Origin of the sequence: Arthrobacter sp. H41 (genome assembly GCF_000520535.1) — a bacterium.
Lineage (GTDB): Bacteria > Actinomycetota > Actinomycetes > Actinomycetales > Micrococcaceae > Arthrobacter_D.
Window position 1 is genome coordinate 33,750 of the sequence record NZ_KI914777.1, and the last position, 4,504, is coordinate 38,253.

The following is a 4,504-nucleotide window of genomic DNA, read 5'->3' on the forward strand; positions in this document are numbered from 1 at the left end:
GAACCGTGCGTCGGAGGACAGCCGCTCGAAACCGGACAGCTCGCCGTAGGCGATGACGCCGAACAGGTCAACGATGAAGCGCAGATAGCGCGGGTCGCTGTGGCCCGGGGAAACGGGGAGCGGGTCGGTCCCGCCGGCGTCGGGCGTTTCTCCCACGGAACCCATCCGTTGCAGGTGGTCGTTCCTGGGTGGGACGCTGTCAGGCGGGCGGTTTTCCATTCTGCTAAGAGTACGCAATGCAGGGCGGCCGGCAACTTCCGCTGCGGCGCCCTGTGGTCCTATGCTTCTAGCCTTCAGGTCAGAACGCGGAAGACGAGGATGAGTCATGCGATCCGATGCGACGCTCGAGTTGGGCGACAGGACGGCCACGGGAATCGAGGTCCCGGAATCGGTTCTCGAGAAGCTTGGTGGAGGCAGGCGGCCAGCTGTCACCGGCACCGTCAACGGGTATGGGTACCGCACCATTGTCGGTCGAGGACCGCGAGCCGGCCGAGCCCCGCCCGGTCGGCAAGGCTCGGCGAGAACCGTGCGTCGGAGGACAGCCGCTCGAAACCGGACAGCTCGCCGTAGGCGATGACGCCGAACAGGTCAACGATGAAGCGCAGATAGCGCGGGTCGCTGTGGCCCGGGGAAACGGGGAGCGGGTCGGTCCCGCCGGCGTCGGGCGTTTCTCCCACGGAACCCATCCGTTGCAGGTGGTCGTTCCTGGGTGGGACGCTGTCAGGCGGGCGGTTTTCCATTCTGCTAAGAGTACGCAATGCAGGGCGGCCGGCAACTTCCGCTGCGGCGCCCTGTGGTCCTATGCTTCTAGCCTTCAGGTCAGAACGCGGAAGACGAGGATGAGTCATGCGATCCGATGCGACGCTCGAGTTGGGCGACAGGACGGCCACGGGAATCGAGGTCCCGGAATCGGTTCTCGAGAAGCTTGGTGGAGGCAGGCGGCCAGCTGTCACCGGCACCGTCAACGGGTATGGGTACCGCACCATTGTCGGCTCGATGAACGGACGAGCCATGCTGCCGGTGAGCGCCGAGCATCGGCAGGCAGGAGGACCCACCGCAGGCGCCGACGCCCGGGCCCGCCGGGTGCAGAAGGCGGTCCGGGAGCTGGCAGCCCTGGCACAGCGCTCCTGGGCATGCAGCAGAGATACCGGCCTTTCCGGAGGGCCCGGAGGAGGAACGCGTGTATTACGGTGGGCTTGTGCCGTCGAAGCAGCTGGATGTCAGGAACCTGGAGTCACAGGAGCTGCTCGCAGCGGCTCTGCACGCGCTCCGGGAAGAACTCGCTATCGCCGAATCGTTCCCCGCGGCTGTCCTTGCTGAAGCGGAGCAGGCGATCCATGCGCACGTCCCTCCGCAGGAAAGCCTCACACACCTCGACTTCCTCACCATCGACCCTCCCGACTCCACCGACCTCGACCAGGCCCTCTGCCTGGAGCATTGTGGATCCGGATACCGCGTGTGGTACGCGATCGCCGATGCTCCCGGCTTCGTCGAACCGGGTGGAGCGGTGGATACCGAAGCACGGCACAGGGGCCAGACCATCTACGCTCCGGACGGCCGGGTGTCCCTCTATCCCGAGTGCATCTCCGATGACGCCGCGAGCCTGCTCCCGGGCGTCGAACGCCCCGCGTTCGTCTGGGAATTCGCTCTCGCGCCCGATGCTTCGGTGAGCTCGGCCACCGTGCGGCGAGCCAGGATACGCAGCAGGATCCAGCTCACCTACCAGCAGGTCGAGGAGATCCTCGATGAGACAGAGCCGTCCGGCCTTCCCTGGCTGCACGAAAGCCTCGGCCTGCTCCGCGAGGTGGGGATCAAACGTGTCCGGCAGGAGGTGCTGCGCGGCGGATCGAGCCTTGACCTCCCGCGCCAGGAGATTTTCCATGATGGTCGGCAGTACGTCATCCAGACCGAGCCGTCGCTCCCCTCCGAGGACTGGAATGCCCAGATCTCGCTGATGACCGGGATGGCCGCCGGCCGGATGATGATCGATGGAGGCATCGGCATCCTGCGCACCATGCCGGGTCCGGATGACGGTGCGCTTGCCAAGTTCCGCCACCAGGCGAAGGTCCTGGGGACGCCCTGGCCGGACAACCTCTCCTACGGTGCGTTCCTTCGGACGCTCGACACGGCGTCGCCCCGCCACCTCGCCCTGATGCACGCTGCCGCGTCCCTGTTCCGCGGGGCGGGGTATACGGCGTTCGACGGCGAGGTCCCCGACGACGTCGAGCAGTCAGCCATCGCGGCTCCCTACGCCCACACGACCGCGCCGCTGCGCCGGTTGGTCGACCGCTTCGTCCTGGTCATCTGCGAGGCGCTCTGTGCCGGCAACGACGTGCCGCAGTGGGCTCGTGATGCGTTGCCCGCGTTGAACGGACTGATGAACGCCTCGAACCAGATTGCCTCCCGGATGGAGTCCGGAGCCCTGGAGGCAGTGCAGGCCGCCGTGTTGAGCAGCCGCGTGGGCGAGGAATTCGAGGCTGTCGTCCTCCAGGGCTCCCCCCGGAGCAACGGCTCCGAACCCAGGCAGCGGCTCTCGGGGACGGTGCAGGTTCTCGACCCGCCGGTCGAAGCCCAGTGCGACGGCGAACTCGTGGCCGGCGCAACAGTGACGGTCATGCTCGTCCAAGCCGACATCGAGCAGCGCAAAGTACGTTTCCAGGTACTCCCCACCGCGGATCCCGACCCCCGCCACTCCAGGCCGGCGGATGCCGGAACCCCAGGCGCGGCAGGGTAGACTTGAGTGGTAGTAATGGATGCCCGGTCGTTATCGACAATCCCGATGACCCGCAGTACTTACTCGATCCCGAGTTCTTCGCGCTGAACTCCTAGGTTTCAGCCTCCGCAGTTGCAAGCCCGCGATCGGCTTCCACTGGACGCTTTGCGCCTCCGATGTGCTCCGAGCTGGATTTCTCCCCAGCCACCCGTTGAGCCTCGGCGGCCGCCTTGCCTAACTGAACGGTACTTAATTGAACACTGAGAATACGACACCAGACCTGCACCACTTGAAGGCGGACAACAGCGACGACGCCATCGACGTCGAGACGACCCTCGTCACCACCGAAGAGCCCCACGCCGAGGTACCCGAGACGTTCGCCGATTTCAAGGTACGGCCCGACATCGTCGAGTCCCTGGCCGATGCCGGCATCATCCATCCCTTCCCCATCCAGGCCATGACGCTGTCCATCGCCCTTGGAGGGCACGACATCATCGGCCAGGCGAAAACCGGTACCGGCAAGACCCTGGGGTTCGGTATCCCCGCCATCCAGCGCGTGGTGGGTCCCGACGATGAGGGGTATGACAAGCTGCCCGTCCCCGGAGCTCCCCAGGCCCTCGTCGTCGTACCGACCCGCGAGCTCGCCGTCCAGGTTGCCGGCGACCTCACGACGGCGGCCAAGAAGCGCAACGCCCGGATCGTCACCATCTACGGTGGACGGGCCTACGAGCCGCAGATCGAGGCACTGCAGCGGGGCGTCGAGATCGTGGTCGGCACTCCCGGACGCCTCATCGACCTGCACCGCCAGAAGCTCCTCGTCCTCAAGAACGTCAAGATCGTGGTCCTCGACGAGGCTGATGAGATGCTCGACCTCGGGTTCCTCCCCGATGTCGAAACCCTGATCGCGGCAACTCCCCCGGTCCGCCAGACGCTCCTGTTCTCCGCCACCATGCCCGGCCCGGTCATCGCCATGGCGCGGCGCTACATGACGCAGCCCACCCACATCCGTGCCGCGGATCCCGAGGACGAGGGCATCACCAAGAAAGACATCCGCCAGGTGATCTACCGTGCCCACAACCTCGACAAGGCCGAGGTCGTGGCGCGGATCCTGCAGTCGAGGAACCGCGGCCGCACCATCATCTTCTGCAAGACCAAGCGCACTGCCGCGAAGCTGTCGGAGGAACTCATCGACCGTGGTTTCGCTGCTGGAGCGATCCACGGCGACCTCGGCCAGGGTGCCCGCGAGCAGGCGCTGCGCGCCTTCCGCGGTGACAAGATCGACGTCCTCGTTGCGACGGAGGTCGCAGCGCGCGGCATCGACGTCGTTGACATCACGCACGTGATCAACTACCAGTGCCCCGAGGACGAAAAAGCGTACCTGCACCGCGTGGGCCGCACCGGCCGTGCCGGCAAGAAGGGTACCGCCGTCACGTTCGTGGACTGGGATGACATGCCGCGCTGGGGGCTCATCAACAAGGCTCTCGGCCTCGACTCCCCTGAGCCGGTGGAAACGTACTCCTCGTCACCCCACCTGTTCACGGAACTCGACATTCCCGAGGGCACCAAGGGCCGCCTGCCCCGCAATGCACGCAAACTCGCGGGAATCGGCGCGGAAACCCTCGAGGACCTCGGCGAAACCGGCAAGAAGGGCCGCAGCGGCTCCGACGACGCCGGGCGGGGCCGCGGCGGTTCGGGTGACTCCACGCGCGGCCGCGAGGCCGGGGCGCGGAACCAGGGTGGCCGCTCGAGTGGTGGCCGGAGCAGCCGGGGGGCTCGGTCGGACAGGCCGGC

5 protein-coding genes and 1 pseudogene are annotated in these 4,504 nt (G+C 66.7%); 4 read left to right on the forward strand and 2 right to left on the reverse strand.

Annotated features, from left to right (window positions below):
* Positions 1 to 165: ferritin-like fold-containing protein (locus Y705_RS23570; protein ID WP_253908491.1), on the reverse strand; the 165-nt coding region annotated here is incomplete at its 3' end.
* Between the two features lie 160 nt (positions 166 to 325).
* On the opposite strand from Y705_RS23570, the pseudogene Y705_RS23010 reads away from it, so the two are divergent.
* Positions 326 to 409 (forward strand): annotated as a pseudogene (locus Y705_RS23010) (hypothetical protein); the annotation flags it as partial.
* A gap of 31 nt (positions 410 to 440) precedes the next feature.
* On the opposite strand, the gene Y705_RS21735 reads toward Y705_RS23010, so the two are convergent.
* Positions 441 to 677 (reverse strand): ferritin-like fold-containing protein, encoded by a 237-nt coding sequence (locus Y705_RS21735; RefSeq protein WP_253908492.1) that lies wholly within the window; start codon positions 675 to 677, stop codon positions 441 to 443.
* 169 nt (positions 678 to 846) lie between these two features.
* Here Y705_RS21735 and Y705_RS23575 point away from each other — a divergent pair, with 169 nt between their 5' ends.
* The 3 genes from Y705_RS23575 to Y705_RS0105065 all read left to right on the forward strand — a co-directional run.
* Positions 847 to 1,320 carry a DUF1905 domain-containing protein gene (locus tag Y705_RS23575; RefSeq protein ID WP_444826157.1) on the forward strand — a complete coding sequence of 158 codons (474 nt, stop codon included), beginning with the start codon at positions 847 to 849 and terminating at the stop codon, positions 1,318 to 1,320.
* Positions 1,259 to 2,734, forward strand: coding sequence for an RNB domain-containing ribonuclease (locus Y705_RS17585; RefSeq protein ID WP_444826159.1), 1,476 nt, complete (start codon positions 1,259 to 1,261; stop codon positions 2,732 to 2,734). Before Y705_RS23575 ends, Y705_RS17585 begins: the two co-directional genes overlap by 62 nt.
* Before the next feature lie 232 nt (positions 2,735 to 2,966).
* Positions 2,967 to 4,504, forward strand: a 1,538-nt coding sequence (locus tag Y705_RS0105065; protein WP_049822309.1) for a DEAD/DEAH box helicase, incomplete at its 3' end; no start/stop codon positions are given.

Coding starts and splice junctions, on each gene's coding strand:
- Y705_RS23575 (WP_444826157.1), top strand. CDS start 847: ATGCGATCCGATGCGACGCTCGAGTTGGGCGACAGGACGGCCACGGGA.